Origin of the sequence: Hoeflea sp., assembly GCF_039975035.1 — a bacterium.
In the GTDB taxonomy this organism is placed as follows: domain Bacteria; phylum Pseudomonadota; class Alphaproteobacteria; order Rhizobiales; family Rhizobiaceae; genus Hoeflea.
The window spans coordinates 1-26,292 of record NZ_JBDWHW010000034.1 but is presented as its reverse complement, the minus strand read 5'-3'; the positions used below and the strand labels follow the sequence as shown (position 1 = coordinate 26,292).

At 57.9% G+C, this 26,292-nt stretch carries 31 protein-coding genes; 20 read left to right on the top strand and 11 right to left on the bottom strand.

Translation table 11 applies throughout. From position 1 onward, the window contains the following. From ABJN75_RS02710 to ABJN75_RS02695, 4 genes are all read left to right on the top strand, one after another. Positions 1 to 199: hypothetical protein (locus ABJN75_RS02710; RefSeq protein WP_348436615.1), on the top strand; the 199-nt coding region annotated here is incomplete at its 5' end. Between the two features lie 22 nt (positions 200 to 221). Beyond that, positions 222 to 911 carry a LuxR C-terminal-related transcriptional regulator gene (locus ABJN75_RS02705; protein ID WP_348436613.1) on the top strand — a complete coding sequence of 230 codons (690 nt, stop codon included), beginning with the start codon at positions 222 to 224 and terminating at the stop codon, positions 909 to 911. 10 nt (positions 912 to 921) lie between these two features. Next, positions 922 to 1,353 (top strand): hypothetical protein, encoded by a 432-nt coding sequence (locus ABJN75_RS02700; RefSeq protein ID WP_348436611.1) that lies wholly within the window; start codon positions 922 to 924, stop codon positions 1,351 to 1,353. A gap of 38 nt (positions 1,354 to 1,391) precedes the next feature. Then, positions 1,392 to 3,623 (top strand): PAS domain S-box protein, encoded by a 2,232-nt coding sequence (locus ABJN75_RS02695; RefSeq protein WP_348436609.1) that lies wholly within the window; start codon positions 1,392 to 1,394, stop codon positions 3,621 to 3,623. Positions 3,624 to 3,706: 83 nt separating this feature from the next. On the opposite strand, the gene ABJN75_RS02690 is transcribed toward ABJN75_RS02695, so the two are convergent. Next, positions 3,707 to 4,894, bottom strand: coding sequence for a cystathionine beta-lyase (locus ABJN75_RS02690; protein WP_348436607.1), 1,188 nt, complete (start codon positions 4,892 to 4,894; stop codon positions 3,707 to 3,709). Between the two features lie 337 nt (positions 4,895 to 5,231). Between ABJN75_RS02690 and ABJN75_RS02685 the strand changes: the two genes are divergently transcribed. The 5 genes from ABJN75_RS02685 (at position 5,232) to ABJN75_RS02665 (ending at position 10,323) form a co-directional block, all read left to right on the top strand. Continuing rightward, on the top strand, positions 5,232 to 6,254 hold the full coding sequence (locus ABJN75_RS02685; protein WP_348436605.1) for an amino acid ABC transporter substrate-binding protein: 1,023 nt from the start codon (positions 5,232 to 5,234) through the stop codon (positions 6,252 to 6,254). A gap of 141 nt (positions 6,255 to 6,395) precedes the next feature. Beyond that, entirely contained in the window at positions 6,396 to 7,601 is a 1,206-nt protein-coding gene (locus ABJN75_RS02680; protein ID WP_348436603.1) for an amino acid ABC transporter permease, read from the top strand. A gap of 3 nt (positions 7,602 to 7,604) precedes the next feature. Beyond that, on the top strand, positions 7,605 to 8,738 hold the full coding sequence (locus ABJN75_RS02675) for an amino acid ABC transporter permease (protein WP_348436601.1): 1,134 nt from the start codon (positions 7,605 to 7,607) through the stop codon (positions 8,736 to 8,738). A gap of 15 nt (positions 8,739 to 8,753) precedes the next feature. Further along, positions 8,754 to 9,551, top strand: a complete 798-nt coding sequence (locus ABJN75_RS02670; protein WP_348436599.1) for an amino acid ABC transporter ATP-binding protein — start codon at positions 8,754 to 8,756, stop codon at positions 9,549 to 9,551. 19 nt (positions 9,552 to 9,570) lie between these two features. Then, positions 9,571 to 10,323, top strand: coding sequence for a TIGR02117 family protein (locus tag ABJN75_RS02665; protein ID WP_348436597.1), 753 nt, complete (start codon positions 9,571 to 9,573; stop codon positions 10,321 to 10,323). Here the strand turns inward: ABJN75_RS02665 and ABJN75_RS02660 are convergent. Next, on the bottom strand, positions 10,302 to 11,480 hold the full coding sequence (locus ABJN75_RS02660; RefSeq protein ID WP_348436595.1) for an FAD-dependent monooxygenase: 1,179 nt from the start codon (positions 11,478 to 11,480) through the stop codon (positions 10,302 to 10,304). The two genes, ABJN75_RS02665 and ABJN75_RS02660, sit on opposite strands and share 22 nt — an antisense overlap. 36 nt (positions 11,481 to 11,516) lie before the next feature. Beyond that, the gene (locus tag ABJN75_RS02655; RefSeq protein WP_348436593.1) at positions 11,517 to 11,762 is read right to left on the bottom strand and encodes a zinc-finger domain-containing protein; all 246 of its coding nucleotides are present in this window, start codon (positions 11,760 to 11,762) and stop codon (positions 11,517 to 11,519) included. Positions 11,763 to 11,938: 176 nt separating this feature from the next. Between ABJN75_RS02655 and ABJN75_RS02650 the strand changes: the two genes are divergently transcribed. Then, a complete protein-coding gene (locus ABJN75_RS02650; RefSeq protein ID WP_348436591.1) occupies positions 11,939 to 12,733 on the top strand; it encodes an alpha/beta hydrolase in 795 nt (264 codons plus the stop codon). Further along, on the top strand, positions 12,730 to 13,620 hold the full coding sequence (locus tag ABJN75_RS02645; protein ID WP_348436589.1) for an alpha/beta hydrolase: 891 nt from the start codon (positions 12,730 to 12,732) through the stop codon (positions 13,618 to 13,620). Before ABJN75_RS02650 ends, ABJN75_RS02645 begins: the two co-directional genes overlap by 4 nt. 4 nt (positions 13,621 to 13,624) lie before the next feature. Here ABJN75_RS02645 and ABJN75_RS02640 read toward each other — a convergent pair whose 3' ends face one another. Beyond that, entirely contained in the window at positions 13,625 to 14,425 is an 801-nt protein-coding gene (locus ABJN75_RS02640) for an enoyl-CoA hydratase-related protein (RefSeq protein WP_348436587.1), read from the bottom strand. A 79-nt stretch (positions 14,426 to 14,504) separates the two neighbouring features. Between ABJN75_RS02640 and cysE the strand changes: the two genes are divergently transcribed. Further along, positions 14,505 to 15,329: a serine O-acetyltransferase gene (gene cysE, locus ABJN75_RS02635; RefSeq protein WP_348436585.1), complete on the top strand. Its 825-nt coding sequence runs from the start codon at positions 14,505 to 14,507 to the stop codon at positions 15,327 to 15,329. Between the two features lie 118 nt (positions 15,330 to 15,447). After that, positions 15,448 to 15,654: a DUF3126 family protein gene (locus ABJN75_RS02630; protein WP_348436583.1), complete on the top strand. Its 207-nt coding sequence runs from the start codon at positions 15,448 to 15,450 to the stop codon at positions 15,652 to 15,654. Here ABJN75_RS02630 and ABJN75_RS02625 read toward each other — a convergent pair. Next, positions 15,647 to 16,381: a hypothetical protein gene (locus ABJN75_RS02625; RefSeq protein ID WP_348436581.1), complete on the bottom strand. Its 735-nt coding sequence runs from the start codon at positions 16,379 to 16,381 to the stop codon at positions 15,647 to 15,649. The genes ABJN75_RS02630 and ABJN75_RS02625 overlap by 8 nt on opposite strands. Before the next feature lie 106 nt (positions 16,382 to 16,487). Here ABJN75_RS02625 and ABJN75_RS02620 point away from each other — a divergent pair, with 106 nt between their 5' ends. Next, positions 16,488 to 16,823: a hypothetical protein gene (locus ABJN75_RS02620; protein WP_348436579.1), complete on the top strand. Its 336-nt coding sequence runs from the start codon at positions 16,488 to 16,490 to the stop codon at positions 16,821 to 16,823. 325 nt (positions 16,824 to 17,148) lie between these two features. Then, a complete protein-coding gene (locus ABJN75_RS02615; RefSeq protein WP_348436577.1) occupies positions 17,149 to 17,676 on the top strand; it encodes a gamma carbonic anhydrase family protein in 528 nt (175 codons plus the stop codon). A 216-nt stretch (positions 17,677 to 17,892) separates the two neighbouring features. On the opposite strand, the gene ABJN75_RS02610 is transcribed toward ABJN75_RS02615, so the two are convergent. From ABJN75_RS02610 to ABJN75_RS02600, 3 genes are all read right to left on the bottom strand, one after another. Further along, complete coding sequence (locus ABJN75_RS02610) at positions 17,893 to 18,504, bottom strand: transglutaminase-like cysteine peptidase (RefSeq protein ID WP_348436575.1); 612 nt, start codon at positions 18,502 to 18,504, stop codon at positions 17,893 to 17,895. A 596-nt stretch (positions 18,505 to 19,100) separates the two neighbouring features. Beyond that, on the bottom strand, positions 19,101 to 19,703 hold the full coding sequence (locus ABJN75_RS02605) for a PilZ domain-containing protein (protein WP_348436573.1): 603 nt from the start codon (positions 19,701 to 19,703) through the stop codon (positions 19,101 to 19,103). A 98-nt stretch (positions 19,704 to 19,801) separates the two neighbouring features. Further along, a complete protein-coding gene (locus ABJN75_RS02600; RefSeq protein ID WP_348436571.1) occupies positions 19,802 to 20,428 on the bottom strand; it encodes a PAS domain-containing protein in 627 nt (208 codons plus the stop codon). A gap of 351 nt (positions 20,429 to 20,779) precedes the next feature. Between ABJN75_RS02600 and ABJN75_RS02595 the strand changes: the two genes are divergently transcribed. Both ABJN75_RS02595 and ABJN75_RS02590 read left to right on the top strand, forming a co-directional pair. Next, positions 20,780 to 21,502 carry a rhomboid family intramembrane serine protease gene (locus ABJN75_RS02595; RefSeq protein WP_348436569.1) on the top strand — a complete coding sequence of 241 codons (723 nt, stop codon included), beginning with the start codon at positions 20,780 to 20,782 and terminating at the stop codon, positions 21,500 to 21,502. A gap of 173 nt (positions 21,503 to 21,675) precedes the next feature. Next, complete coding sequence (locus tag ABJN75_RS02590; protein ID WP_348436567.1) at positions 21,676 to 22,104, top strand: CBS domain-containing protein; 429 nt, start codon at positions 21,676 to 21,678, stop codon at positions 22,102 to 22,104. A gap of 27 nt (positions 22,105 to 22,131) precedes the next feature. Here the strand turns inward: ABJN75_RS02590 and ABJN75_RS02585 are convergent, their stop codons facing one another. The 3 genes from ABJN75_RS02585 to folE form a co-directional block, all read right to left on the bottom strand. Beyond that, the gene (locus ABJN75_RS02585; RefSeq protein WP_348436565.1) at positions 22,132 to 23,127 is read right to left on the bottom strand and encodes a patatin-like phospholipase family protein; all 996 of its coding nucleotides are present in this window, start codon (positions 23,125 to 23,127) and stop codon (positions 22,132 to 22,134) included. A 215-nt stretch (positions 23,128 to 23,342) separates the two neighbouring features. Then, a complete protein-coding gene (hisI, locus tag ABJN75_RS02580) occupies positions 23,343 to 23,795 on the bottom strand; it encodes a phosphoribosyl-AMP cyclohydrolase (protein WP_348436563.1) in 453 nt (150 codons plus the stop codon). Positions 23,796 to 23,823: 28 nt separating this feature from the next. After that, positions 23,824 to 24,432, bottom strand: coding sequence for a GTP cyclohydrolase I FolE (folE, locus tag ABJN75_RS02575; protein ID WP_348436561.1), 609 nt, complete (start codon positions 24,430 to 24,432; stop codon positions 23,824 to 23,826). Between the two features lie 283 nt (positions 24,433 to 24,715). On the opposite strand from folE, the gene ABJN75_RS02570 reads away from it, so the two are divergent. The 3 genes from ABJN75_RS02570 to ABJN75_RS02560 all read left to right on the top strand — a co-directional run. Then, the gene (locus ABJN75_RS02570; RefSeq protein ID WP_348436559.1) at positions 24,716 to 25,165 is read left to right on the top strand and encodes an iron-sulfur cluster assembly scaffold protein; all 450 of its coding nucleotides are present in this window, start codon (positions 24,716 to 24,718) and stop codon (positions 25,163 to 25,165) included. Continuing rightward, positions 25,162 to 25,506 carry a membrane protein insertion efficiency factor YidD gene (gene yidD, locus ABJN75_RS02565; protein ID WP_348436557.1) on the top strand — a complete coding sequence of 115 codons (345 nt, stop codon included), beginning with the start codon at positions 25,162 to 25,164 and terminating at the stop codon, positions 25,504 to 25,506. Before ABJN75_RS02570 ends, yidD begins: the two co-directional genes overlap by 4 nt. A 161-nt stretch (positions 25,507 to 25,667) precedes the next feature. After that, positions 25,668 to 26,292, top strand: a 625-nt coding sequence (locus ABJN75_RS02560; RefSeq protein ID WP_348436555.1) for a TGS domain-containing protein, incomplete at its 3' end; no start/stop codon positions are given.

Genomic DNA, 26,292 nt, shown 5'->3' with positions numbered 1-26,292 from the left:
GAAGAAAGACAACCGCTTCGCCAACCGCATCACACTCCACCACCACATCATCCATCGTCGTCCTCCTTCCAAATCAGAGGATCACGACAGATTCAGCTTATTACCCCTTTGTCACGCATTTCTTCACCCGATTGCCCTGGCACAGAGATGCTCTGTTGTTGACGCCTCCACTTCATGGGGTGCTATGTGTCTGCCATGATAACTGATTCGAAAGAGGCGCTATGTTGATGCCGGAAGCCGCCTATCATCTTGGCCCGGAATTGGACCGCGCTGTTAACCGGATGGATTTTTTCCGGTTGCTCAAGTCGCTGAGCGTCAATCAGCGTTGTCAATATTTTGTTCTTTCGGAAATCACTCCCGATGAGGAGGGGATCAATCTTCAGCATCCTCATTGCCTGCACAATCTGCCTGATTCCTGGTTTGCCAAAACAAGCGGCAGATCAGTGGGCAGCACCGATCCTGTTGTCGTTCAGTCAAAACACTGGACAGCACCGTTTTCGATGGATTTGCGGCTTGATGCGTCTGACCTGGTCGGCCCCAGCGGCGCAAAAACGGCGATTGTGATCCCACTGCACACTGTTGCCGCCAAACGCTATTGCCTGATTATATTCGGTGACGCGGATCAGCCCGACCACGGAACCCTGGCCTTGATCGGGCTCGACGCATCCTTGATTTTTCAGCGCTATTTCGACGTGATCCTATCGCTCGATTCGGTCAGTGGGCTCAACGAGCGTGAAACCCACATTGTCCGCTGGACCTCCGAGGGCAAGACGTCCGCCGAAATCGCCATCATTCTTGGTCTGTCCGAGCATACCGTTAATTCATATATCGCCGCTGTCTTGCGGAAGCTGCATGTCGTGAACCGGGCCCAGATGGTGGCATCGGCATTGCGCAGCGGCTTGATCACCTGAGGGATTTGCAATGAACTCTGACCAGACCGGTTATCCCGTGAAGATCTTGCTGGTTGACGATGACCCGGCCGAGCAAGTTCTGTTGCGGCGGACACTTTCGAAGGTCGAGGGTTCGCCCATCGAACTGGAGTATGTCGCCGACATCGCTTCCGCAGTCGATTGCGTCAAGGCCGGTGACATTGATATCGTGTTTCTCGACAACCACCTGGTGCCGAACAATGATTTCCGAGAAACCGCGCCACAATTACGTGAAGCCGGTTTTATCGGTCCAATCGGAATCATCTCTTCCGACATCAGTGGTAATTATTTTCAGCAGTTTCCGGAATTCGGCGCCGACTTCCGCATCGGCAAGGATGAAATCGACAGAACGGCAATCTCGTTCATCATCTCGGAATACACCCGCGATCCGCTTTCCGACAGTTGCGCGGAAGATTTTACATGAGGCGACCGTGAGTCGGCTCACATGGCCCTTGACCTGATATGCCATTCTCAGCCGATATTGTGATAAATGAAAGCTATGAAACCTATCCGGATCCGGTTCTTGTAACCAACGGCGACGGGATCATTGTTGCCGCCAACCCGGCTGCCACAACCGCCTTGGGATACGCTCAGCGCGAACTTCTGGGAATGGACCTGGCGGTGCTTGGCATTTGCCGGAACGATAATCTTGGCCCTGCGGAAAAGTCATCCGCCTCTGAGGATAAAAACCGCTGGTTTCGCCGGAAAGCGAGCTTGCACGGCAAGGATGGTCGCGCTCTTTCGGTCGAAATCAGCCGAAGACTGCTTTCAGACAATGATACGCCGCCAACCGGAGCGTTGATGATCATCCGCGAACTGGAGACGCCCTCCGGCGGCCTGGCTGAACAGCTTGGTTCCGATCAATTCCTCAAATCCGCGCTGGATTCCGTGTCGTACGGCTTTGCGATTTTTGACCAGGCCGACAGGCTTGTACTTTGCAACAATGCCTATCGCGACATGCATGCGGCCTTCACCCCTGTCATCCAGCCTGGAAAGACTTTCGAGGAAATGCTCCGTGAGGCGATCGAGACGGATCAGTTTCCCGAGGCGGGCAGCACGCCGGCATTGCGCGAGGCTTGGATCGAGCAGCGTCTCGCAAAGCACGACAATCCGGTTGCGCCGTTTGTACTGCAGGTCAACCCGAATAAATGGATCCAAGTCGAGGACCGGGTTACCGCGGATAATTATCGCGTCGGAATGAGGGCTGATGTGACGGCCCTCATGCGCGCGAAATCCGAAGCGGAGCGACTTGGTTTTATTCTCGACGGCGTTGCGCAGGAAGTCTATCTGGTCAACCCGAAAAACAGATCCATTATCTACGCCAACAAATCGGCGCGCGACAATTTGCAGTACAGTATGGACGAATTGCGCAGTTTGGATGCGCGCCGTCTCAACGCGGATTTTTCACCGGACGAACTCAGTGAAAGGTTGAAACCACTGCTCTCCGGCAAAGCCAAGGTCTTGTCCCTTGACACGCGGCACAGGCGCAAGGATGGAACGATCTATGTTTGCAGGGTTCGAATAGAGCGCATGGAGGAAGCGCCGGAAACGGTGTTCCTGTCGTTTGGCGAAGATATTACCGAACGTCTCGAAATCGAGGCTGCGCTGGAGCGCAAGCAATCGGAATTCGAGACGCTGGTGCGCAGTCTTCCCGATATTATCAGCCGCGCCGCTCCCGATACAACGCTGACCTATGTCAATGAGAACTATGCCAGGTTCAACGGGTGCAAGCCGGAGGATTTGATCGGGTGCAAGTTCCTGGACTTCGTTCCACCGGACGTGCGTCCCGAGGTGTTGCAGAAGATTTCCGGGCTCACCCCGGAGAGACCGATGAAGACCATGGAACGGCAGATGCGGGACCATGCCGGGCAGCTGCACTGGTACTCATGGACCAACCTCATGGTGTTTGAAGACGGCATGCCCAGAGAGCTTGTTTCGGTTGGCCGCGACATTACCGAAAGCTATCAGGCGCGCGAGCGAATTGCGCGCCAGAAGCTGGAACTGGCGGCGAGAAACGATGCGCTGGAGCAGTTCGCCGGTATTGTCTCCCATGACCTGAAGGCGCCATTGCGGCAGATCCGGCTTTTCTCCGACATGATCGCGGAAGATTTGCGAAGCGGCAAAACTGACGAACTCGAGGTCTTTTCTTCCCATATTTCAGATCGTGGAAGGGCGATGGAACAGATGGTTTCGAGCCTGCTGGAGTATTCCCAGCTGGCTTACCTGTCGACCAACCCGACGACGTTCAAATTGTCCGAGGCTGTCGCGGTTGCGTGGAACAATCTCGCCATCAATGCCATTGAAGCCGAAGCGCGCCTGACCAACGAGGTCGACGCCGAGATTCTTGCTGACAGAAATCTGATGATCCAGCTTCTACAAAACCTGTTTGCCAATTCGATGAAGTACAGGACTGCCGGCACGCCGGTGGAAGTCCGGGTTGATGTTCAAACCCAGGATACGGTGGTTTTCATTGCCGTTACGGACAACGGCATAGGAATAGATCCCAAACAGGCGGAAAACATTTTTGGCGTGTTCAAACGCCTTCACCGGGATGAAAAGCAATATCCCGGTTCCGGCCTGGGTCTGGCTTTGTGCAGAAGGATCGCGGAAAGCCACGGCGGCAAAATTGTTCTCGATGCCTCGGTGCCGCGCGGCGCGCGATTTGTCATCACGCTGCCAAGGGCCGGTCTGTGAACAACAAGCGATGCACCGGAGTTGGCCGGTTGTTATAGTGTGCCACCCGGTCAGCTGAACGGGTGGCGGTTTGTCACGCTGGATCAGGTGGCATTGGCCGCAGCCAGGGCGCGCTCGATATCGCTCATCAGATCCTCGACATCTTCGAGGCCGATCTGCAGCCTGATGACCGGGCCTTGCTCTGGCGGCATGGCGATGGTCCGGTCGGACAGATTGGCGTGCACGGCCAGGCTTTCATACCCGCCCCAGGAATAGCCCAGACCGAATATCTGCAGCGCATCGAGGAAGGCGTGGGCTTTTGCCTGCCGGCGCGCGGGGTCGGCCACGTCAAGCACGATCGAAAATATGCCACTCGATCCGCCGAAATCACGCTTCCAGATTTCATGGCCGGGAAAGCTTTCCAGGGCAGGGTGCAGCACTGTTGCGACGCCGCGCATGTCCTCGAGCGCCCGGGCGATCGTCAGGGCACTTTCCTGGTGACGGGCCAGTCTTACGCCCATTGTGCGCAAGCCGCGCAATGTCATGTAAGCATCGTCCGGAGCGGCGCAGATGCCGAGCATCGAGAACGTCTTGGTGATGGCGGGCCAGGCGGCCTCGTTGGCCGAAACCGTGCCGATGAGGATGTCCGAATGTCCCGCGGGATATTTGGTGGCGGCGTGGATGGAAATATCGACGCCATGGTCGAGCGGCTTGAAGTACAACGGCGTCGCCCAGGTGTTGTCCATCGACACCAGAGCTCCGTGGGCGTGCGCGACTTCAGCGATTGCCGGAATATCCTGCATCTCGAACGTGTTCGACCCAGGCGCCTCGGTATGCACCAGCTTGGTGTTGGGGCGAATCAGGCTCTCGATGCCGGCGCCGATGCAAGGGTCGTAATAGGTGGTCTCGATCCCGAAACGCGCAAGCATACCTCCGCAAAAATTGCGGGTGGGTGAATAGACCGAATCGACAACGAGCAAATGATCGCCAGCGCTGAGCGCGGCCATGAATGGCAGTGTTACCGCTGCCAGGCCTGACGGGACCGCAACGGTTCCCGCAGACCCTTCCAGTTCATCCATTGCCGATGTGAGCGCATCAGTGGTCGGCGTTCCATGGGTGCCGTAGGTGTATTTCTGGTTGCGGGAAACCATCGTCGCCGCATCGGGAAAAAGCACGGTGGAGGCATGGACGACCGGCGGATTGACAAAGCCGAAAAAATCTTCCGGATCATGGCCGGTATGGGCCAGGCGGGTGTTTATTCCGTTGGGCGAGAGGCGTGTAGTCTTTGTCATCTGCTGAGTTCCGGTGTGATTGCTGTTTTGATTTCCATGCAGGGTTAACGGAATATGATCGTATCCCCATGAATGGGTGGCATATTGGTTGCTTTCGAAAATTATATGCAGTGAGATTTCGGAGCGATTCTCGCATTCCTTGGGATCTCGCCGTTTTTGGAGGCGTTTTGCCCCGATTTCGCAGGCTTGTCGATTTTAAGGCATTGAAGGCTTGACCCTTGGTTGATTTCGGAATGGTATAACAAGGTGCAGAAGACATCGGTAGAGGGGTGAAAACATTGCCCCCGCCGTTTTCGTCGCACCTTAAACAGGGCAACAGAAAAAAAGGTTGTATCAAATGAACAATAAGATTTTGTCGGCGGTCGTTGGTGTCGCTGCCGTTGCAGGCATGGGAGCCGCAGCAGCTTCCGCCGCGACGCTGGATGACGTCAAGGCAAAGGGATTCGTCCAGTGCGGTGTCTCCACCGGCCTCGCCGGTTTTTCCGCACCGAATGACGCGGGCGACTGGTCCGGTATGGACGTTGATCTCTGCCGCGGTGTTGCAGCTGCGGTTTTCGGTGATGCCACGGCTGTGAAATTCAGCCCGCTTTCGGCCAAGGAGCGTTTCACCGCTCTGCAGTCGGGTGAAATTGATGTGCTTTCGCGCAATACCACCTGGACAATGAGCCGTGACACCCAGCTGGGCCTCAACTTTGCAGGCGTCAACTACTATGACGGACAGGGCTTCATGGTGCGCAAGTCGCTCGGCGTGAATTCCGCGCTGCAGCTTTCGGGCGCATCGGTGTGCGTGCAGACCGGCACCACCACTGAATTGAACCTCACCGACTACTTCAAGGCCAACGACATGACCTACAATCCGGTCGTGTTTGAAAAGCTTGAAGAGGTGAATGCCGCCTACGACGCCAACCGTTGCGACGTTTACACCACCGACCAGTCGGGTCTGTATTCGATCCGCCTCGGCCTGTCTGCTCCGGATGAGCACATGGTTCTGCCGGAAGTGATCTCCAAGGAGCCGCTTGGTCCTGTTGTTCGTCAGGGCGACGATCAGTGGTTCTCGATCGTCAAGTGGGCTCACTTTGCCATGGTCAACGCTGAAGAAATGGGCGTCACATCCGCCAATGTGGACGAGATGACCGCGTCGACGGATCCAAACGTCATGCGTCTTCTTGGCAAGGAAGGCAACTTTGGTGAATCCATCGGTCTTGATGCCAATTGGGCTTACAATGTGGTCAAGCAGGTCGGTAATTACGGCGAAGTGTTTGAGCGCAACGTTGGTGAATCGACCCAGCTCAAGATTGGCCGCGGCGTGAACGCGCTCTGGTCGAAGGGTGGTCTGCAGTACGCTCCGCCAATCCGCTAACTGGCAATAGTGTTTGGGCGGGCTCCTACCGGGGCCCGCCCTTTCCTCTGATCTATTGGAATAAGACCAAAAGACTGGCGCAACGTCGACAGGCTTAATAACGATCCGGCCACAAGGTCCGGACAATAATTGGGGACAGACATGGCTCAACTAGACGGCGTCTCTTCGGACGCTGATGATTCTGGTCGCGTATCATTGATATATGATCCCAAGGCGCGTGGCCTTTTCTTCCAGGCAGTGTTGATTGTAGTCGTTGCGGTACTGGTGTATTTCGGCATTTCGAACGCGATCCACAACTTGGCAAAGCAGGGAATTGCTTCGGGCTTCGGGTTTTTGAGTGATCGCGCCGGCGTGGATATAGGTCAAACTCTTATTCCGTATTCGAATGACAGCAGTTATTCCCGCGCTTTTTTCGTCGGCATTTCAAACACTCTCGTGGTTTCGATGATTGGCATTTTGTTTGCCACCATGATCGGCTTTGTGGTTGGTCTTGCCAGAATGTCCAAGAATTATCTGGTGCAGAAGTTTGCCACTGTTTACGTGGAAACGCTGCGCAACATCCCTTTGCTGCTTCAGCTTCTGTTTTGGTACAAGGCGGTCTTGTCGATCTTGCCTTCGCCGCGCGCAGCCGGGCATGTACCCGGGGAAGAGATGGCATTCTCGCTCAACAATCGAGGCCTTTATCTGCCACGAATCATTCCCGAAACCGGTTCTGATTTCATTTTTTATGCTTTGGCGCTCGCGTTGATCCTCTGGTTTTTCATCGCTCGATGGTCGAAAAAGCGACAGATGAATACCGGCCAACAGTTTCCGGTTTTATTGACCGGACTTGCGATGGTCATCTTGTTTCCCGTGGTGACTTTTTTTGTCACGGGCAGGCCGCTGTCCCTGGAATATGCCAGTCTTCAAGGCTTCAATCTGGTCGGCGGTTGGGTGCTCTTGCCTGAATTCCTTGCCTTGTTACTGGGGTTGTCTCTCTACACAGCGTCGTTCATCGCCGAAATTGTCCGCGCGGGTGTTCTGGCAGTGTCTCGCGGCCAGACCGAAGCAGCATTTGCATTGGGCATCAGGCCAAATCTGACGAGCAGACTGGTGATCGTTCCGCAGGCCATGCGGGTGATTATACCGCCTCTGACAAGTCAGTATCTGAACTTGACGAAAAACTCATCGCTGGCTGTGGCTATCGGTTACCCCGACCTGTTCATGGTTGGCGGTACCGTGCTCAATCAAACAGGCCAGGCGGTTGAAGCTATCTCGATCATCATGCTGGTCTATCTGCTCATTTCCCTGCTCACTTCGAGCTTCATGAACTGGTTTAATTCCAGAGTCGCATTGGTGGAGCGCTGAGTCATGGCTGGTCATTCCAAATCAATTGGTTTTGTTCGCACTGAGGACTCTCCGAGCTTACCGCCGCCAGTGGCGACGGGTGGTATTGTCGGCTGGGTGAAACAAAACCTGTTCGCCTCTCCGCGCGATACAGTGCTCACGATCCTGACAGTTTTGTTTTTGATGTGGCTTTTGCCGCCTATCATCAATTGGGCGTTTATCAATGCGGTCTGGACCGGTGAAAACCGGGAAGCCTGCCTCGGGCCTGAGGTTGGTGCGTGCTGGGCTTTTGTTGAAGCAAAGTTCGGTCAGTTCATATACGGGCGATATCCGGTGGATGAGCGCTGGCGCGTAAATCTGTCAGGCTTGCTGTTGATTGCGGGCCTGGTGCCAATCGCCATTCCCTCGGTGCCCTACAAGCGTGAGAACGCGTTTTATCTGCTCGTCGTCTTTCCGATCGCTGCCTTCATCCTGCTGACCGGCCAGTTTGGGCTGGAGCCGGTGGAAACCCCGCTTTGGGGCGGATTGCTGGTGACGCTGGTTGTCGCAATCGTCGGCATTGTGGTCTCCTTGCCGCTGGGTATTCTGCTCGCACTGGGACGACGGTCGGAAATGCCGATTGTCAAAATGTTCTGCGTGATCTTCATCGAGTTCTGGCGTGGCGTACCGCTGATTTCGGTTCTGTTCATGTCATCGGTGATGCTGCCATTGTTCCTTCCTGATGGGGTGCAATTCGACAAATTGCTACGTGCGCTTATCGGTGTGGCTCTGTTCTCATCGGCGTATATGGCCGAGGTGATCCGTGGTGGATTGCAAGCCATTCCGAAGGGGCAATACGAGGCGGCCAATGCCATGGCCTTGACGTTTTGGCAGGGCACACGTCTGGTGATCATGCCGCAGGCGCTCAAAATGGTCATTCCTGGCATCGTCAACACCTTCATCGGCTTGTTCAAGGATACCAGTCTGGTGCTGATTATCGGTCTGTTCGATCTGCTGGGCATTGTTTCGCAGAACATGAATGATGCGAACTGGATTTCACCCGCAACACCGGCGACAGGCTTTGTTTTTGCCGCCTTCATCTTTTTCATCTTCTGCTTCAGCATGTCGCGATATTCCGCCTATATGGAACGGCGTCTCGACACTGGCCACAAACGATAACAGGGGAATACAACCATGTCTGATGGTAACGCAGCCGCAGTACAGGACACTGGTCCATCGAAAATGACGGTGTCGGAAACCGATGTCGCCATCGAGTTGATCGGCATGAACAAGTGGTACGGTGAATTCCACGTGCTTCGTGACATCAATCTGAAGGTGATGCGTGGCGAGCGGATCGTGATCGCCGGTCCGTCCGGATCCGGCAAATCGACGATGATCCGGTGCATAAACAGGCTGGAAGAGCACCAGAAGGGCAAGATCCTTGTCGACGGCATCGAGTTGACCAACGATCTCAAGAAGATCGATGAAGTTCGCCGTGAAGTTGGCATGGTGTTCCAGCACTTCAATCTGTTCCCGCACCTGACCATCCTCGAAAACTGCACCCTGGCGCCGATCTGGGTGCGCAAGATGCCGAAGAAAAAGGCCGAGGAAATCGCCATGCATTACCTGGAGCGGGTGAAAATCCCCGAACAGGCAAACAAATACCCGGGTCAGCTATCGGGCGGTCAGCAACAGCGTGTGGCGATTGCCCGGTCGCTGTGCATGAACCCGCGCATCATGCTGTTTGACGAACCGACGTCGGCGCTCGACCCGGAAATGATCAAGGAAGTGCTCGACACCATGGTCGGCCTTGCCGAGGAAGGCATGACAATGTTGTGCGTGACCCACGAAATGGGATTTGCGCGGCAGGTCGCCAACCGGGTGATCTTCATGGATCAGGGGCAAATCGTGGAGGAAAACGAACCGGCCGAATTCTTCGACAATCCGCAGCATGAACGCACCAAGCTGTTCCTGAGCCAGATCCTGCATTAGGGATTTGGCAGACTTGTCCTTGAAAACTCTCAGGGGCCGGTTTCGCGGGGTTCGCATTCTGCTTGGGGCTCTCCTGCTTCCGGCTGTTGCCATCGGTCTCGGGGTGTTGATCCCGAGACCGATTTTTGTGTCCTCACCTGTCGTTGCTGACGCGGCGGCGGACTCATCAGCCTCGCCGGCTGTCCGCACGGTTCTGATGCTGTCGTCGGCGATCCATACGGATCTGGCACTGCCTGCCAGCGCCGATCTGGTGGAACGCTTTGGCTTCATGGCAGACGACGGGCTCGATCCGTCCCAGCCCGGTGTTGATTACATTATCGCGGGGTGGGGTGGCCGCAGCTTCTACATCGAGACCCCGACATGGTCTGAGCTCAAGCCCGGCCCGGTCTTCAAGGCGATGACAGTTGACCGGTCCGTCATGCATATGGGGCTCGGCGGCACTATCGACCGGAACCATCCATCAGTCACGACGCTCGAGCTTGACGAGGTTTCCTTCGACCGGCTGGTGCAATCGGTGCTGGCAAGCTTCGCAATGGCGCAGGACGGGCAACGCAAAGTCGTGCCGGATGCGCAATATGGCGAGTATGATCTGTTTTATGAGGCGGACGGCCTGTTCAACGCATTGGCGGGTTGCAATGTCTGGACCGGAGCGATGCTCAGACAGGCGGGACTGAAAACCGGATGGTGGACGCCTTTGCCCCTGTTGCTGACCTTGAGCCTGGAGCTGCACAATCGCGAACAGCGGTTTGATTACAGTCCGGATGCACGGTAGCCATAAAGCCAGTCGAGGTCGCCAGCCAGGCTCTCGGGACGCCTGAGCGCGAGCACCAGGTCGCGCCCGAGCCTGATCGGGCCGCGAGCGTGATAGGCGAATTGATTGAACGCGGCGCGCTTGCGGGCCCGGCCTATTCGAATCCGGCGCCGGGTTTCGTAATCCGAAACGGCTTGCTGGAGCATGCCGGTTTGCGCATCCGAGAAGATGCGGGCAAGTTCAAAGCCATCTTCAATTGCCATGGCCGCGCCCTGGGCGGCAAAAGGCGTCATGGCATGGGCGGCGTCGCCGATCAGCACCGTGCCTGTGTCATTGCTCCAGCGGCCATCGGGGATTTCAAACAGCGGCCACCAGGTCATCTGTGGCGCTTCGCGCAACAGCGAGACGAGATCCGGATGCCAGTCGCCAAAAGCGTCGAGCAATTTGATGCGGTCGGTCGGGTTCTCGCGTTCCGCCCAGGTTTGTCCTGGATCAGTGCCCCTGGTGATCGCCACCATGTTGATGGCGGCGCCGCCTTCGATCGGATAGGCTACCAGATGGGTCTCTGGTCCCAGAAACGCGGTCACGTTGCGCGGGTTGACAATCGATGTTGCGATGTCGGCCGGCATTCTGAAACGCCAGGCCACTTGCCCGGAAAAGCGCGGAGTTGAGGAACCGGGAACCAGGCGCCGGGTTTGCGACCAAACCCCGTCGGCGCCGACGATCAGCGCGGGAACCGGTTGGCCGAGGCGATCGTGAAGAAACGCGATATCCGCGACTTCGATTCGCTGGCCAAGATGCAGCCGGCAATTCGGGTCGGCGTTGACGGCATCAAGGAGGATTGCCTGAAAATCGGCGCGATGCATCACGCCATAGGGCGCCCCCCAACGATCTGCGGCAAATTTCCCGCAAGGCACATGGGTGATCTTGCGCAAGGATTGACCGGAAACAAGGCTGATTTGCTCGGGGCAGATCATCGACGCTGCCAACTGATCGCCGAGGCCGAGCTCAATCAGGATACGGCTCGCATTGGGCGAAATCTGCAGTCCCGCACCTACCTCGCTGAGCGTACCGGTCTGTTCGACAATGTCCACTTCATGGCCATCGCGGGCAAAGGCAAGCGCGGCTGCGAGCCCTGACATGCCGGCCCCGACAATTGTGATGTTCTGGGCAGACATTGCGCTCTCCCGGCCAGCCTTGCGAAATGCCCTGGCTCAGGCCGCCTGATACTTCCACGTGCAACCCGCAGGAACCGTTTCGTCAGCACGAAGCGCCGGATTGTACCTGTAGAGTGTTGAACAATAAGGGCAGACTTTTTCAACATCCGCACCCATGTCGAGAAACACGTGGGGATGGTCGAATGGCGGATTGGCGCCCACGCACATGAATTCCTTGACGCCAATCTCGATGGCGGAATGACCCGTGTCATTCTGGAAATGCGGAATTTTGTGGTCGGCCATGCATGTCTCCGTCGCGGCGAACTTGATTTGGGCCGACCATATACGCTGGGTTGGCAAAAGTGTAGCGGGTAAATGGCGGCTTTGCCGATAGTTCTTCGGGCATTTCCGATTGGGGCAGGGTGCGATATTTGCAAGATGCGCCGATTGAGCTAGGTATGACGTGAAAGGGCCATCATATGAATCTTGACCGTTTGCAGGCCGGACGTTTCACTTCCGGCACACTGGATATCGCATGGTATGAAGCGGGAAATCCGGAAGGGCCTCCGGTTCTTCTGATCCACGGCTTTGCCTCCACCGCGCATGTCAACTGGGTGTTTCCAGGCTGGTTCAAGACCCTGGATCAGGCTGGCTACCGGGTGATTGCGCTGGACAATCGCGGTCACGGCGAATCCGACAAGCCACACGATCCCGAGGCCTATCACCCTGAGACCATGGCTGCGGATGCCGCCGGATTGCTCGAATCACTGTCAATCGGGTCGGCTCACGTGATGGGCTATTCGATGGGCGCCCGGATTTCAGCGTTTCTGGCGATAGCCCGGCCCGATCTCGTCCGGTCGCTGGTGATTGGCGGTCTCGGCATGGGGATGGTTGACGGTGTGGGGGACTGGGATCCCATCGCAACCGCGTTGCGGGCGCCGTCCATTGACGACGTCAGCGACAAGATGGGCCGTATGTTTCGCGCCTTTGCTGATCAAACCAAAAGTGATCGGCTCGCCCTGGCCGCCTGCATCAGCACGTCGCGGACGCTTGTCGACCGTGAGGACCTGGCGCGCCTCTCCATGCCCGTTCTGGTCGGTGTCGGAACCCGTGACGAGATTGCGGGGTCAGCGGAAGACCTGGCGCAGCTTATTCCGCACGCGAAATTTCTCGATATTCCCAACCGCGACCACATGCTCGCGGTTGGCGACAAGGTTTTCAAAGCCGCGGTGCTTGAATTCCTTGCAAATGTCGAAACCGGAGATTTGACATGAAAGACATGAAAAGCCCGGTTGTCTTTGAGGGGCACTCAGACAACCGCATCGCCGGCGACATGCATGAACCTCGCGGCGAAATCCACGGGGATCCGGTACTGCTTCTGCATGGCGGGGGACAGACCCGGCACGCCTGGGGTGGTGCGGCCAGACGCATTGCGGATTCCGGTCATACAGCCTTCACCATTGACTTGCGCGGCCATGGCGACAGCGCCTGGATGGAGAACAAGGCCTATGCTCTTGATGACTATGCCCAGGATGCCATTGCCGTTTGCCGGCAAATTACGGCGAAGGTTGGCAAGCCGCCGGTTCTTGTCGGCGCGTCGCTCGGTGGGATTTCAGGGCTGCTGGCTGCCCACCGGGGCGGTCCGGATCTGCTCTCGGGCCTGATCCTGGTCGATATCACGCCGCATATGGACCCTGATGGCGTCAGCCGCGTCCAGGGGTTCATGTCTGAACGGATGCGGGAGGGATTTGCGACGCTGGAGGAGGCCGCGGCCGCGATTGCTGCCTATTTGCCGCATCGTCCGCCACCGCGGTCGCTCGACGGGCTGGCCAAAAACCTTCGTAAGGGCGATGACGGTCGCTATCGCTGGCACTGGGATCCGGCATTCATCGACGGTCCACGCACTGTCAACACCGACGGCGAGGCGGTACAGCAAAACCTCATTGATGCGGCCCGGGGACTGAGCATTCCGGTGCTTCTGGTGCGCGGACAACAGTCCGAACTGGTCACGGAAGAGGCCGTGCGCGAGTTCCGCGAAATGGTGCCGCATGCGGAATTCGTAGATGTGTCGGGCGCCGGGCACATGGTGGCGGGTGATCACAATGATGCCTTCAACGATGCTGTCCTGGGATTTCTGGACACGCTCGAAAAGCGGACCTGAACGATCAGCGTCCCGTGAAGACCGGCGGGCGCTTTTGCATGAATGCGCTGCGTCCCTCGGCATAATCAGAGCTGTCAAAGGTCGATTCCGCGAGGTTCGCGGCGGTCTCGAAAGTCTCGGGCGAAGCGTCGTGCTGGGCTGCAATCGCGGCCTTGGACGCCCTGACAGACAAAGGTGCGGCGCCCGCAATTTTCAAGGCGAGGGCGGAGACTTCCGCCTCCAGTTCAGCGGGCGTTTGCAACGACAGCAGGCAGCCGCAGGCCAGTGCCGCGCGGGCGGAGATTTCCTGGGTTGAAAACAAAGCCTGGCGCGCCCGCTGATCGCCCAGCGCCCTGACCAGATCCTGAACCGCATCGAGCGGGTAAGCCAGTCCGAGCCGGGCTGCGGGGATGGCAAACCTGGCTGTGTCATCGGCGAGCCGGATGTCAGCCGCGGCGGCAATGCCAAAGCCTCCGCCAAAGCAAATGCCGCGTATCGCCGCGATGACGGGAACCGGGCAGTTCCGGATCGCTGCGAACGCCGCCGAGTTTGCGGCCTCATAATGCCGCGCGGTGGCGGCGTCCTTGCGCAAGGTTTCAAACTCGCTGATATCGGCGCCAGCCGAGAAATCGCGCTCGCCGGCGCCTTCGATGACGATCACGCGGACATCCCGGGTTTCCACCAGCCAGGTCAGTGCCTCCGGCAGGGCGCGCCACATGGAATCGGTCAGGGCGTTGCGCTTTTCGGGTCGGTTGATGGTCAGGCGACCGATACCGGATTGGGTCGCAACGCACAGCAGCGCGCCGTCCGCAAAGGAATTTTTCACGTCGATTTCATCCCGCCATTTGTTTTTTCAGCGTTGTGTCTTATCTTCCTTATGATTGCAAACAAGCCCGGAGGCGGCAATGGCAGCGAATTCAGGTGCGCGCGCAGGAGAATCTCTCAAGGCGATTGATCCGATCTGGGATTCCATACGCCTGGAAGCCGAACGATCGATTGCCCAGGATCCGCTGTTGGCGGCCTTCCTGTATTCGACGATTCTCAATCAGCCTTCGCTTGAGGAAGCGGTGATTCACCGTGTTTGCGAACGGCTGGATCATCCGGACATGCAAGCCAATTTGCTGCGGCAGTCGTTTCTGGAAATGTTCAGCGATTGGGCTGACTGGGGTTCGGTGCTTCGCGTCGATATCCAGGCGGTTTATGATCGTGATCCGGCCTGCTCGCGCTTCATTCAGCCGGTTCTCTACTTCAAGGGCTTTCATGCCATCCAGACACATCGGCTGGCGCACTGGCTGTGGAATCGCGGCCGCGCCGACTTCGCGCTTTATCTGCAAAGCCGGTCTTCCGAGATTTTTCAAACCGACATCAATCCGGCGGCGAAAATGGGCAAGGGGATCTTCCTTGATCACGCCACCGGGCTTGTCGTCGGCATGACGGCCACCATTGGGGACAATGTCTCCATCCTTCAGGGCGTGACGCTTGGCGGCACCGGCAAGGAAGGTGGCGACAGGCACCCGAAGATCTCCGACGGCGTGCTGATCGGCGCCGGCGCCAAGGTGCTGGGCAATATCGAGATTGGTCATTGCAGCCGGATTGCCGCCGGTTCGGTTGTTCTCAAACCGGTCCCGCCGAACACCACCGTGGCCGGCGTTCCGGCGCGGGTGGTGGGAACCGCGGGCTGTGATGAGCCATCGCGCGCCATGGATCAATTGCTGGGTTCGGAGTCCTGACGCCGGCAATTCAACCGGAATGCGCCAGGCATTTCAGCATAAAGCTCGCCGCCGGGTTTGATTTAGCCCGCCGTCCGTGCCAAAAGCGCGGCGAACCAAAATCGCGCAGGAGAGCACCGTGAAACCGGATGAAATCACCAAACTGAATGCCTATTTCAAACGCATTTTCAATGAGAAAATGGTGATCAAGGCACGTCCGCGGAAAGATGATTCTGCGGAAGTCTACCTGGGCGACGAATTTCTGGGCATCGTGTTTCGTGATGACGAGGATGGCGATTTGTCCTACAACTTCTCGATGGCCATTCTGGACGTCGATCTTACTTGATCAACGCCGCTTCAAGCCGGTCGCGAACGTCGCGTTCGATCTCCCGCCACTGGGGCAGCAGGTCGATGGAGAAGCGGTAGGTTACCGACAGATCCTGACCGATTGAAATATCGCGCTGGCAGCCGGTTCGGGTGTTGAAATCGGCTTCCGAACCGGACTCTTCTACCAAGCAGCGAATGGCGTAAGGCCGTGTGCTGTTGGTGCGTTCGACATATATCAGTTCGTTGGCGTAGCCGGCCCCGGATCTGAGCCGGAAGGAATCAAGGCCGTTTGGACCCGCCACCGGCGGACCATCTGTCAATCTCTTGTAAATCGGTGTGTACCGGCCGGACATGTCGCGGGACATGGTTGCTTGCGCGATTCGGGCGAAGATCAACCCGTCAGCCGAGCGGGTCCGGTTGAAGATGTCGCGACTTGCTTCGCTGTAGCCGTTCATTCCGGGCCACGAGAAATAGGTATCAACGGCGTTCTGGACGCCGGAGACCCGCTGGCTCTCAAAGCGGATCACATTTGCCGGCAGGCTGAGAACATCATTGCCGATGACGATTTCATGCAGGGTTGTGTCGGCGGTATTGCCCGCGTGCGAGATGGTTTTTCCGATCATTCGCCCTGTGAGCGCGATCGCAAGCGTGACGATGCACAGCGCCGCCACCACAGCGGTGATTTTCCAGACGAACCGGGGCGACAGCAGCGGAGCGTGTTCTAGTGCAGGCGTCGTATCGGGCATGGCCAACCAGTCGGGTAGTGTGTGCCAGAATGGACCATCCAGCCGCGGCACGGCGCTTGCTTGATGGCTTGATAGACAGCAATCTTGAACCCGGCATGGTTAATCAATGATGTACACGCTCGATATCATCTCCGCGATTTTTGTCATGACGACCGGATTCGCCGCATCCTGGGTCTCAGTTGAGATCGCCCGGTTGGCGGGGTGGCGCGAACCGGCGATGAACGAGGTCTCGGGCAGCCCCGTCAGGATTGGCGTGCAACTGGCTCTGACCGCGATGATCGGCCCGCGATTGCTGCTGCTCAACGGATTTCGAAACTGGCGCAACGGCATGGTGTCGCTGCCGCTGTTTACAGTGCTGGCGCTGGTGGCTGTCGGCTGGTCAATGTGTTCGGGCGTCATCGTGCTCGAGATGGCTTTCGCCACCGGGTTTTTCCTGGCGTGAGTAAGCCATGCCATGCTGAAACCGTCATGTGAACGATATCGTACATTGTCTCTAACGAGAATCGTCATTTGCACGGCCACGGACTGCATGGGATCAAAACGGCACAATGGCGTGTCCTGCTTTTGACCTAAAAGCCAGATCCATGGAACATTTCAAAGAGATACAGAGTCTTTTGCGGATCCAATCGGATGCGCTGCGCTGTAGATGCTGTTTCAATTCGAAGCCGGTGATACTAAACACTGATGGGAAAGCGTTTCGCACGCCACAGGGACAGCCGGGCGATCTGGCCGAAATGCAAGGGCAAAACCGACGGAGAGGAATTGGGATGGCGATCTACAGTCTTGATGGCAAGGAACCGACCATACCGGACGGCTTCCATTTCGTGGCGGAAAGCGCCCAGGTGATCGGCCGGGTGATTCTGGAAGAGGGCGCGGGCATCTGGTTTGGCGCCGTGCTGCGCGGCGACAATGAACCCATCACCATTGGCCAGGGCTCCAATATTCAGGAAAACTGCGTTCTTCATACGGATCCGGGGTACCCGCTCACGATTGGCAAAGGCTGTACCATCGGCCATTCGGCCATTCTGCACGGATGCACGATCGGCAATAACAGTCTTGTCGGGATGGGGGCAACAGTCCTCAACGGTGCCAAAATCGGCGAAAACTGCCTGATCGGCGCCGGCGCGCTTGTCACCGAGGGCAAAGTCATTCCGGACAATTCGCTGGTTGTCGGAGCGCCGGCCCGCGTGGTCAGGACGCTGGATGCGGGCAGCGCGGATATGTTGAAGCTGTCTGCCAGCCATTATGTGAAAAATGCGAAACGCTTCGCTGCAGGGCTCAAGCGGATCAGCTGACGCGCCCCCCGCGTTTCGGCTCAAGCCAGCCGAACGGTTGCTTTCCGCAAAAAGAGAGCCGATCCCAGGGGACTATGGGATCGGCTCAAGGCCCGGCCGTTGCGGGGAAGCATGGGGACTCGACCTGGGCCCACCTGTTGCCGGGCGCACTGACTGCGCCTGGTGTTTCTGGCAATCCGGACAGCCCCCGCGGCTTTTGAGTCCGGATGCGTCTGATCAGTTGCTGATGGTACCAACCTTTGTCGCCGATCCCGGTCCAAGCTTGGTCCATTGCCCTGCGTTTTCGGACGACTGGCGCTTGATGAAGGTGTAGCCGGTCTCGGACCAGAGCCGGACATCGCCGCGCATGTTGTCGAGAATGTAATCGCCATAGTCGGTGCGCACCGTCAGCACGGCATGGCCGTCTCCATTGGGCTGCAGCACCACGGTGATCAGTAGATCGCGCGGCGAAAAGCCCGATTGGATCAGCATGTGGCGTTTGAGCAGGACATAGTCTTCACAATCGCCGACGGTTCGCGGGAAGGTCCACAATTCCTCTACGCCGTAAATATTGAGATCGGTGTCGGGCTTGATGCTCTGATTGACCCGCGTGTTGATCTCGAGCATCTGCGCCCAGTGTTTCCGCGTCAGTGCCATCGGGCCCTGATCCTTGCCGAGCGCACCGCACTCGCTTGAATAGTTCTTGCAGAACTCGAAATGCCCGATCGGCGGATTGGTCTTGCCGGTGGACACCAGATTTGTCGGTGCTGCCATGGCCGTGGTGGTGAAGGCTATTACCAGGCCGAGGGCGGCAGCGATTTTACCGGTTGCATGAGTGTGTCTGTGCATTGTTTTGTCTCCCCGTTGTGAGGAGACAATGCCATTCAAGATTTGAGATCAAGCAAATAACACAAGTACAAATAAGTGCTTGTTTAAGTAAAATTCCAATCAAATTGACTGAATACAATAATAAAACTAGTATAAAATTATTCTTGCTTTGGCAAGAATCTGGCAACCATAAGCCGCCGCGCCGGCACATTCACCAGGCCTCGATACCGTAGCGGGAAGCGGCGCTGAAACCGGGGCAGGTGGTTTTGCGGCCAATTCAGTTGTTGCTGTTTGAGACATGTCGCTGGGCAACACGGTTCGTTCCGGGACAAGGCGCCATACTCCTCCTGGTTCATCCGCCGGAAAAAAGCGGCGCTTGGGAGCAGGCTCGGAGTGTCTTTACGCTGGCTTGGGGAACCGGTCCATGTCGAGGTGCTCAGACGGATTGATTTGAGCTGCTACCTGGATGCGTCATGTCAAGGTCGGGCATCCGGGTGTGCGAACACGACCGAGCGTGAAGTCACAGGCAGGTCGGGCAAGACGCGACAGCGTCTTTCAGGAGCGACATGCGGATATGAATACTGGAAACATTTGAGCCCGATACGCCTGGGCGCGGATCAGGACAGCTTGATGATGGCTTCTTCCGGCTGGATCGTCATGAACTCCATGGCGATGCCTTCCTGGAAGTGACGGACGACGCGGCCACGCATGTTGCCCAGCACCACCATCGTGCCGAAGGCGGGACGGACGTCGATTTCAACTGCCGCGCCGGAGACCGAAAGGTCGATGATGCGGCAAGGATAGCGTCGGCCGTCATCAAGGCGGATTTCGGACACCGGATTGCTCGGCGCCACGCGGTCATGCCGCCGATCCTCCGGCAGACCCAGTTCATGCTTGTTGGCAAGCCAGGTCAACTGCGCGGAAAGCTTGTCGCGCTTGCGGTCAGTGGCATTGATCGAAACCGTGAAGGAGCGGTGCGATGTTTCCGTCACCTTGCCTTCAATGCGCCCGAGGTAATCGAGATAGGCGACAATGCGCTCGCCCACTTCAGGGCGGTGGGCTGTGGAAATCACCGCATCGAACGGGGACATGGTATCGACGATGCAATCATATTCAGAATGATCAGCGCGCATGAACCGGCCCTGAACCGAGATGGTGACGCGGCTAAATTGCCGCTCGGGCGCCTCGGGAGGAGCGTTGTAAAGAGATGCGGAGTTCACGGTCAACATACCAGCCTTGTCGATTCCCGATGATTACACCGGCTATCCTAAGCCCGTCATTGTTAACAATGGGTAAGCGTTCGGGTAGCGGAAGCACGTTAGTCGCGCCGTCCGCCTTCGAGCACGACCAGATGCGCCACTTTGCGTGTTTCGGGCCGAGCCTGGGCTTGCAAAACCCTGGCGGCGGAAGAAAGTCCTATTTCCGGGCGGTTGGCCAGGAACACCGGCTCTCGTGACGAATCAATGAAACGGATCCCGGTGGTGGAGAAGCCGGCAAGGGGATCGTGACCGACCCAGAAGGGCGGTTTGAACAAGGACAAGACGCCAATTAGCCGGTCATGCTCGCCAGTGGGGCCGGTAATCGGCAGCAGCAGCATCTCGGCCTGTGCCACGCGTCCGCCTGTGGTCAGGCAATCGAGCGACAACACCGCCGGCGTGGCCCGGGAAGCTACCGATACGCCGGTACGAGACGCGTTACGGACACCATCGTTGAGCCACAGCGAACCAAATGCCGAACCTTTCAGTTCACGTCCGCAAAGCGAACACAGGCCTGTTCCGGCAAGCCTGAAGCTCATTTGATTGTCACTGGTCAGATCGCAGATGAAGACATGGGGAAGCAGAGCCCGGATATCGGCCGGCTCAATGTCCGTGCGGTTTGGCGCGGCCCGCGCGCCGCGCCTGGTTGTCCAGTATTCGAAGAGCTCAAGGCTGTTCTTGTGTTTCATTTCGATGCCATCCCTATAGCCGGAATTCGCTCGCGACCCTGGTTTTGCGCCAATCTGGCACAAGCCGGAGCCGTAAAGACGATGTAATGGTATCGAAGCGAAAACCATGCCACGGCCGCGCCATTAAGGTTAATTTTGGGTTTCGATTGCCGGATACGCGGTATCGTGGCATCTTTGGACATCGCTTCACGAAGGGAATGTCCTTCAGCACAATTATGGACGAGGGGACTCGACCGGCCGTTCGCTTCTTGCGAGCGGCTTTTTTTTGTACTGACGACGGTTGCCAGTGGGTGAGGCGGGCTCTACTCCTCGCCTGGATGGAATATGTCCTGAGAAGGAAGCAGTTGCGCAATGACCCAAGCACCTGAGCCAAGAGGCGCCGGACCGGTTGGTCCGGGTCACGAGCCGTTTTTCAATATTCCCAATGTTGTGCTGGCAATGCTGCTGGTGATGGTGGCTATTCAGGTGGCGATGGATTCGCTGCTGCCGCAGAAGGCCGTCCTTGAAATCATTTTGCAGGGTTCGTTCATTCCACAGCGCTATTCAGTCCCGGTCGCGGGGCAGGCCGGTCCCTATTTCTGGTCGCCGCTCACCTATTCGCTGCTGCATGGCGGCTATGCCCATCTGGCGCTCAATTCATTCTGGCTGGCGGCCTTTGGCTCCATCGTCGCCCGCAGGATCGGCTGGCTGCGGTTCCTGATATTCTGGTTTGGCAGCGCACTGGCGTCAGCTGCTCTTTTCCTGGTCTTTCACTGGAGTGACCAGACTATCATGATCGGCGCCTCGGGTGTCGTCTCCGCCTTGATGGGCGCTGCCGCCAGGTTTGCCTTCGGGCCCGGGAGGGGGTTTCGTCGCGACCAGGCGCATCTCAATCCAAGGTTGTCAATTGTTCACTCCCTGAGCAACCGCACCGTTGTCGCGTTCCTGGCGGTGTGGTTCGGGATCAATCTGCTCACTGCGGTCGGGTTTTCGTTCGGCATCGCGGATTCGGCGATTGCCTGGGAAGCCCATGTCGGCGGTTTTCTGTTCGGCTTTCTGGCGTTTTCGCTGTTTGATCCGATTCGGCACACCTGAGCCCGGTCAGTCCGGCGATTGAGGCCGGTTCATGTAAGAATCGGTTCGCAACTGTGAAGCGAACCGCCAATCCAGACACTTGCAAACGGAGGGCTTCCAGCGCACCATGGATGTTGGATGCGGTATCGTCCCTGGTTTGGGCGGACGCGGCAATCTTGCGGAAGGAGGACTGCATGACTGTTAAACAAATTCTCGATCAGAAGGGACGCAATGTCGTTACCGTCAGCCCGTCGATGGGGACGGAAGAGGCGGTGCGCTTCCTGGCGGACAACAAGATCGGTGCGGTTGTGGTCACCGGCGCCGGCGGCAGGATTGAGGGCATTCTCTCGGAACGCGACATTGTCCGCGCCGTTGCGCGCAAGGGTGCCGACGCCTTGTCCGCCCCGATCTCGGCAATCATGACGTCAAAGGTGAAAACCTGCGGCCAGTCACACTCGATCAACCAGGTCATGGAACTGATGACCAATGGGCGTTTCCGGCATTTGCCGGTGGAAGAGGATGGGAAGCTGGTCGGGATCATTTCGATCGGCGACGTGGTGCGCCGCCGGATCGAGGATGTTGAGCGCGAGGCCGAGGAAATCAAGGCTTATATCGCAAGCTGATTTTTTCCGGGCCGCAGGCGGGATCTGTCAAAGCGGGCTGAGTGTCGCCTGCATGCGGGTGATTTCGCCGAGCTTGGCGGAAGCTTCCTGGTAGCCCCGGTCTATGGCTTCACTGGCGCGGTGAAATTCCGACAGGCCGATATCGGCCAGTCTGGGATGCAGCGACAGATCCGGAGGATCACCGGCAAGACGCGCACGTGAAATCCGGTCCTGGATAATATTGAAGGCCTGAACCATGACGGACGTCATGCCGAGCCGGCTTTCGCGTGGCTTCTTGCGCCTCTCGCCGCCGGCGTCATCGGGAACCGGCTCGCTCGCGGTATGCTTGATCACCGCCGAGCGGCCGTAAAGGTCGTAATGCAGGTTCACCGCAACGACCAGTGGTTGTTCATGGGCGCGGCAAACCGATACCGGCACCGGATTGACCAGCGCACCATCCAGCAGCGTGCGGTTGTTGCAGCGAACCGGTTCGAAAATGCCGGGCAATGCGTAGGAAGCGCGAATGCCGGTGATCAGCGATCCCGAGGATATCCAGACTTCGTGGCCGGTGTTGAGTTCGGCTGCAACGGCAACAAAGGTGCGGTCGAGATCCTCGATGTTGACGCCGACAAGGTGCTCCTGCATGCGGTCATTCAACCGCATGCCGCCGAACAGGCCGCCGCCGCCGATGGCGAAATCCAGGAGCCCGGCAATACGTCGCATGGTCAGGCTGCGGGCGAAGGCTTCCAGTTCATCAAGCCGGCCGGCAAGGTAGCAGCCGCCAACCAGGGCGCCGATCGAGGTTCCCGCAATCATCGAGACCTCGACGCCGGCTTCGTCCAGCGCGCGAAGAACCCCGATATGGGCCCAGCCGCGCGCGGCGCCGCCGCCCAGAGCCAGGGCGATACGAGGTTTTTGTGGGGCGGCGAAGTTCATATTGCCAATCGTGGGCGTCAACGGAGGGGGCGCGGGAATGTGGCTTATCGGAGCCGTCGCGTCAGACACGTCAGCGGCGTTCGTCCTGTTCATGTTCCAGTTCAGCATGCATGCTTTCCTTCCGCCGAACAATCCTCTCCAGTATATAATGGATGAGACCACCATTCGGTTTCAAAATGGTGAAGGAATAAATCAACCGTGCCGAAATGAAACATGGTGCGCCTGCGCGCCACATCCAAGCCGACACAGGCAACTAGCGTCAATTCTTTGTTTTTGCACGTGGTTTTCGCAAAAAAAAGCTGCCCGGTTTTGCGCGATGTGAATCAGTGGTCGGTGTAGACGGTTGCCGGATCGAAAAGCGGCTCGGAATCGGCTTCCAGCCGTGGTGACCCCGAATTTCCGGTGACGATCTTGCGATAAAAGCACGACTTGCGACCGGTGTGGCAGGTGGCGTCGGCGCCGCTGACACGCACCTTGAGCACAACCGCGTCCTGATCGCAGTCGATGCGGATTTCGTCGACCGTCTGAAGATTGCCGGAAGTTTCGCCCTTCTTCCAAAGGCTGTTGCGCGATCGGCTCCAGTAGTGGGCGATTCCCGTATCCAGGGTCAGTTTCAGGGCTTGCGCGTTCATGTGGGCCAGCATCAGCACCTCATTGTCACGGGCGTCGGTGACCACGGCGGTGATCAGGCCGTTGGCATCGTAGCGCGGAGTGAGCGCCGCGCCTTCTTCAAGCGCGGCCTTGGCGTCGTTTGCTGCGTTGGTGCTCGTGGTCATGGGATTGCCTGTTGGGCGGGGTTTGAAATCAACCCCGGATCAATGTCATGAAGCGGACCTGTTCGTGCGGATCCGATTTGAAGGCGCCGGTAAAGGTCGTCGTGATGGTTGTCGAGCCTTGCTTCTGAATGCCGCGCATCGCCATGCACATATGCTCCGCTTCAATCATCACCGCCACGCCGCGTGGCTGCAGGGTCTCGTCGATCGCATGGGCGATCTGCGAGGTCATGGTTTCCTGGGTCTGCAGGCGGCGGCCGAAAATTTCCACGACACGGGCAATCTTCGACAGCCCGAGAACCTTGCCGTCGGGCAGATAGGCGACATGCGCCTTGCCGATGATCGGCACCATGTGGTGCTCGCAATGGGAGAAGAACGGAATGTCCTTGATCAGAACGATGTCGTCGTAGCCTGCGACCTCTTCAAAGGTGCGGCCCAACACTTCTTCCACGTCCTGCGAGTAGCCCGAGAACAGTTCCCTGTAGGCATTGACCACCCGCTTTGGCGTGTCCTTCAGGCCTTCGCGGGTCACGTCATCGCCAATCCAGCGCAAAAGGGTCTGAACCGCTGCCTCGGCTTCGGCCTGGGTGGGGCGGTTGTCTTTGTCCTTGTCAGACAGATTGCTTACGATGGCATCCATGCTCGCGGTCTCCGTGGGGTGTTGCACCCCTTATGCTTCCAGTGTTCGAACGGACCACGACACGGACAGCGATGCGGTACACTCCGCATTCCATGTCCATCGGGTTCCGGGGCTTTCGGGCGGGGCCCTCCGGCACGGTTTCCCTCAGTACGTTGCAAACAGGTTTTGCCGAACGCCTGACACACACTATATAGTCATCATTAGCTGCGCGTCGAGATGCGATCCCGTCAACTCTTGCCGCAGGTCGAACGCCAAGGCCCGTTACTGGGAAAGGTCCGAACCGATGATTGATGAAGTCTACAATGCCCGGATCCTGGATTTCGCCGGCAATATTCCCCGTATAGGCACCCTTGAGGACGCGGATGCGGAAGCGTCAGCGCACTCGAAACTGTGCGGATCGAAGGTCAAGGTCTGGCTTAAAATGGATGGCGACCGGGTCGCCGACTTCGCCCATGACGTCAAGGCCTGTGCGCTCGGACAGGCATCGTCGTCGATCATGGCGCGCAATATCATCGGCGCCAGTGCGACCGAACTGCGCGAGGTGCGTGAAATCATGCGCAAGATGCTCAAGGAAAACGGCCCGGCTCCGGAAGGCCGCTTCGCCGACCTCAAGTTCCTCGAGCCGGTGCGCGATTACCGGGCGCGGCACGCCTCGACATTGCTGACATTCGATGCCGTCACTGATTGTCTCGACCAGATCGAGGCACGCAAGTCCGAGGAAGACGCAGCTTGAACGCACCACGTTCGGCTGGCCGGAACTGGAGCGGACCTTGGCCAAAGACACCAGGTCGGCTCCTGGGGACAGGACTGGTCAGGTTTTACCAGCTTACCTTGTCCGGTTTTATCGGCAATTCCTGCCGCCATCTGCCGACCTGCTCGGAATATGCCTATGAGGCGATCGCCCGGCATGGAATTTGGAAGGGCGGATGGATGGCGCTGTTCCGGGTGGGCCGCTGCGGTCCGGGCGGAACTCACGGCATCGACAATGTGCCCGAAACGCTGGATTCGCGATATGTATGGTGGGCGCCGTGGCGGTTTGCCTCAGTCGGACACCGTTGCGGCAACGCAAACTAGGCCTACATCAACCAGACGCGTCTGGTTTGCCAACGAGATGAGGGCCGGGCAGAATGCGGATACTTGATGCACCGCGGCAAATCGCGTAAACGCCTCCGCGCAACCCATATCCACTCAACCACCCGCGTTCGTAGGCGGGACTGGACCAAGGAGAGACTGTCATGGCTTCTGCCGTATCCCTCACTTTTCCCGATGGCTCGAAACGCGAATATCCGGCTGGCACGACCGGTCGCGAAGTTGCCGAATCGATTTCCAAGTCGCTGGCCAAGAAGGCTGTTGCGATTGCGCTCGACGGTGACCTCACCGATCTGAGCGATCCGGTCCGCGATGGCGCGCTGGAAATCGTCACCCGCACCGATCCGCGCGCGCTGGAGCTTATCAGGCATGATGCCGCCCATGTGATGGCTGAGGCGGTGCAGGAGCTGTTTCCCGGCACGCAAGTGACGATTGGTCCGGTGATCGAGAACGGATTCTACTACGATTTCGCCAAAAGCGAGCCGTTCACGCCGGAAGATCTGCCGGTGATTGAAAAAAAGATGAAAGAGATCATCGCCCGCAACAAGCCTTTCACCAAGGAGGTCTGGTCGCGCGATGAGGCGAGGCGGGTGTTTGCGGAAAAGGGCGAGGGCTACAAGGTCGAACTGATCGAATCGATCAAGTCGGACGAGGATCTGAAGATCTACCGGCAGGGCGACTGGTCCGACATGTGCCGGGGACCGCACATGGCCTCGACCGGGCAGATCGGTACCGCCTTCAAGCTGATGAAGGTGGCGGGCGCCTATTGGC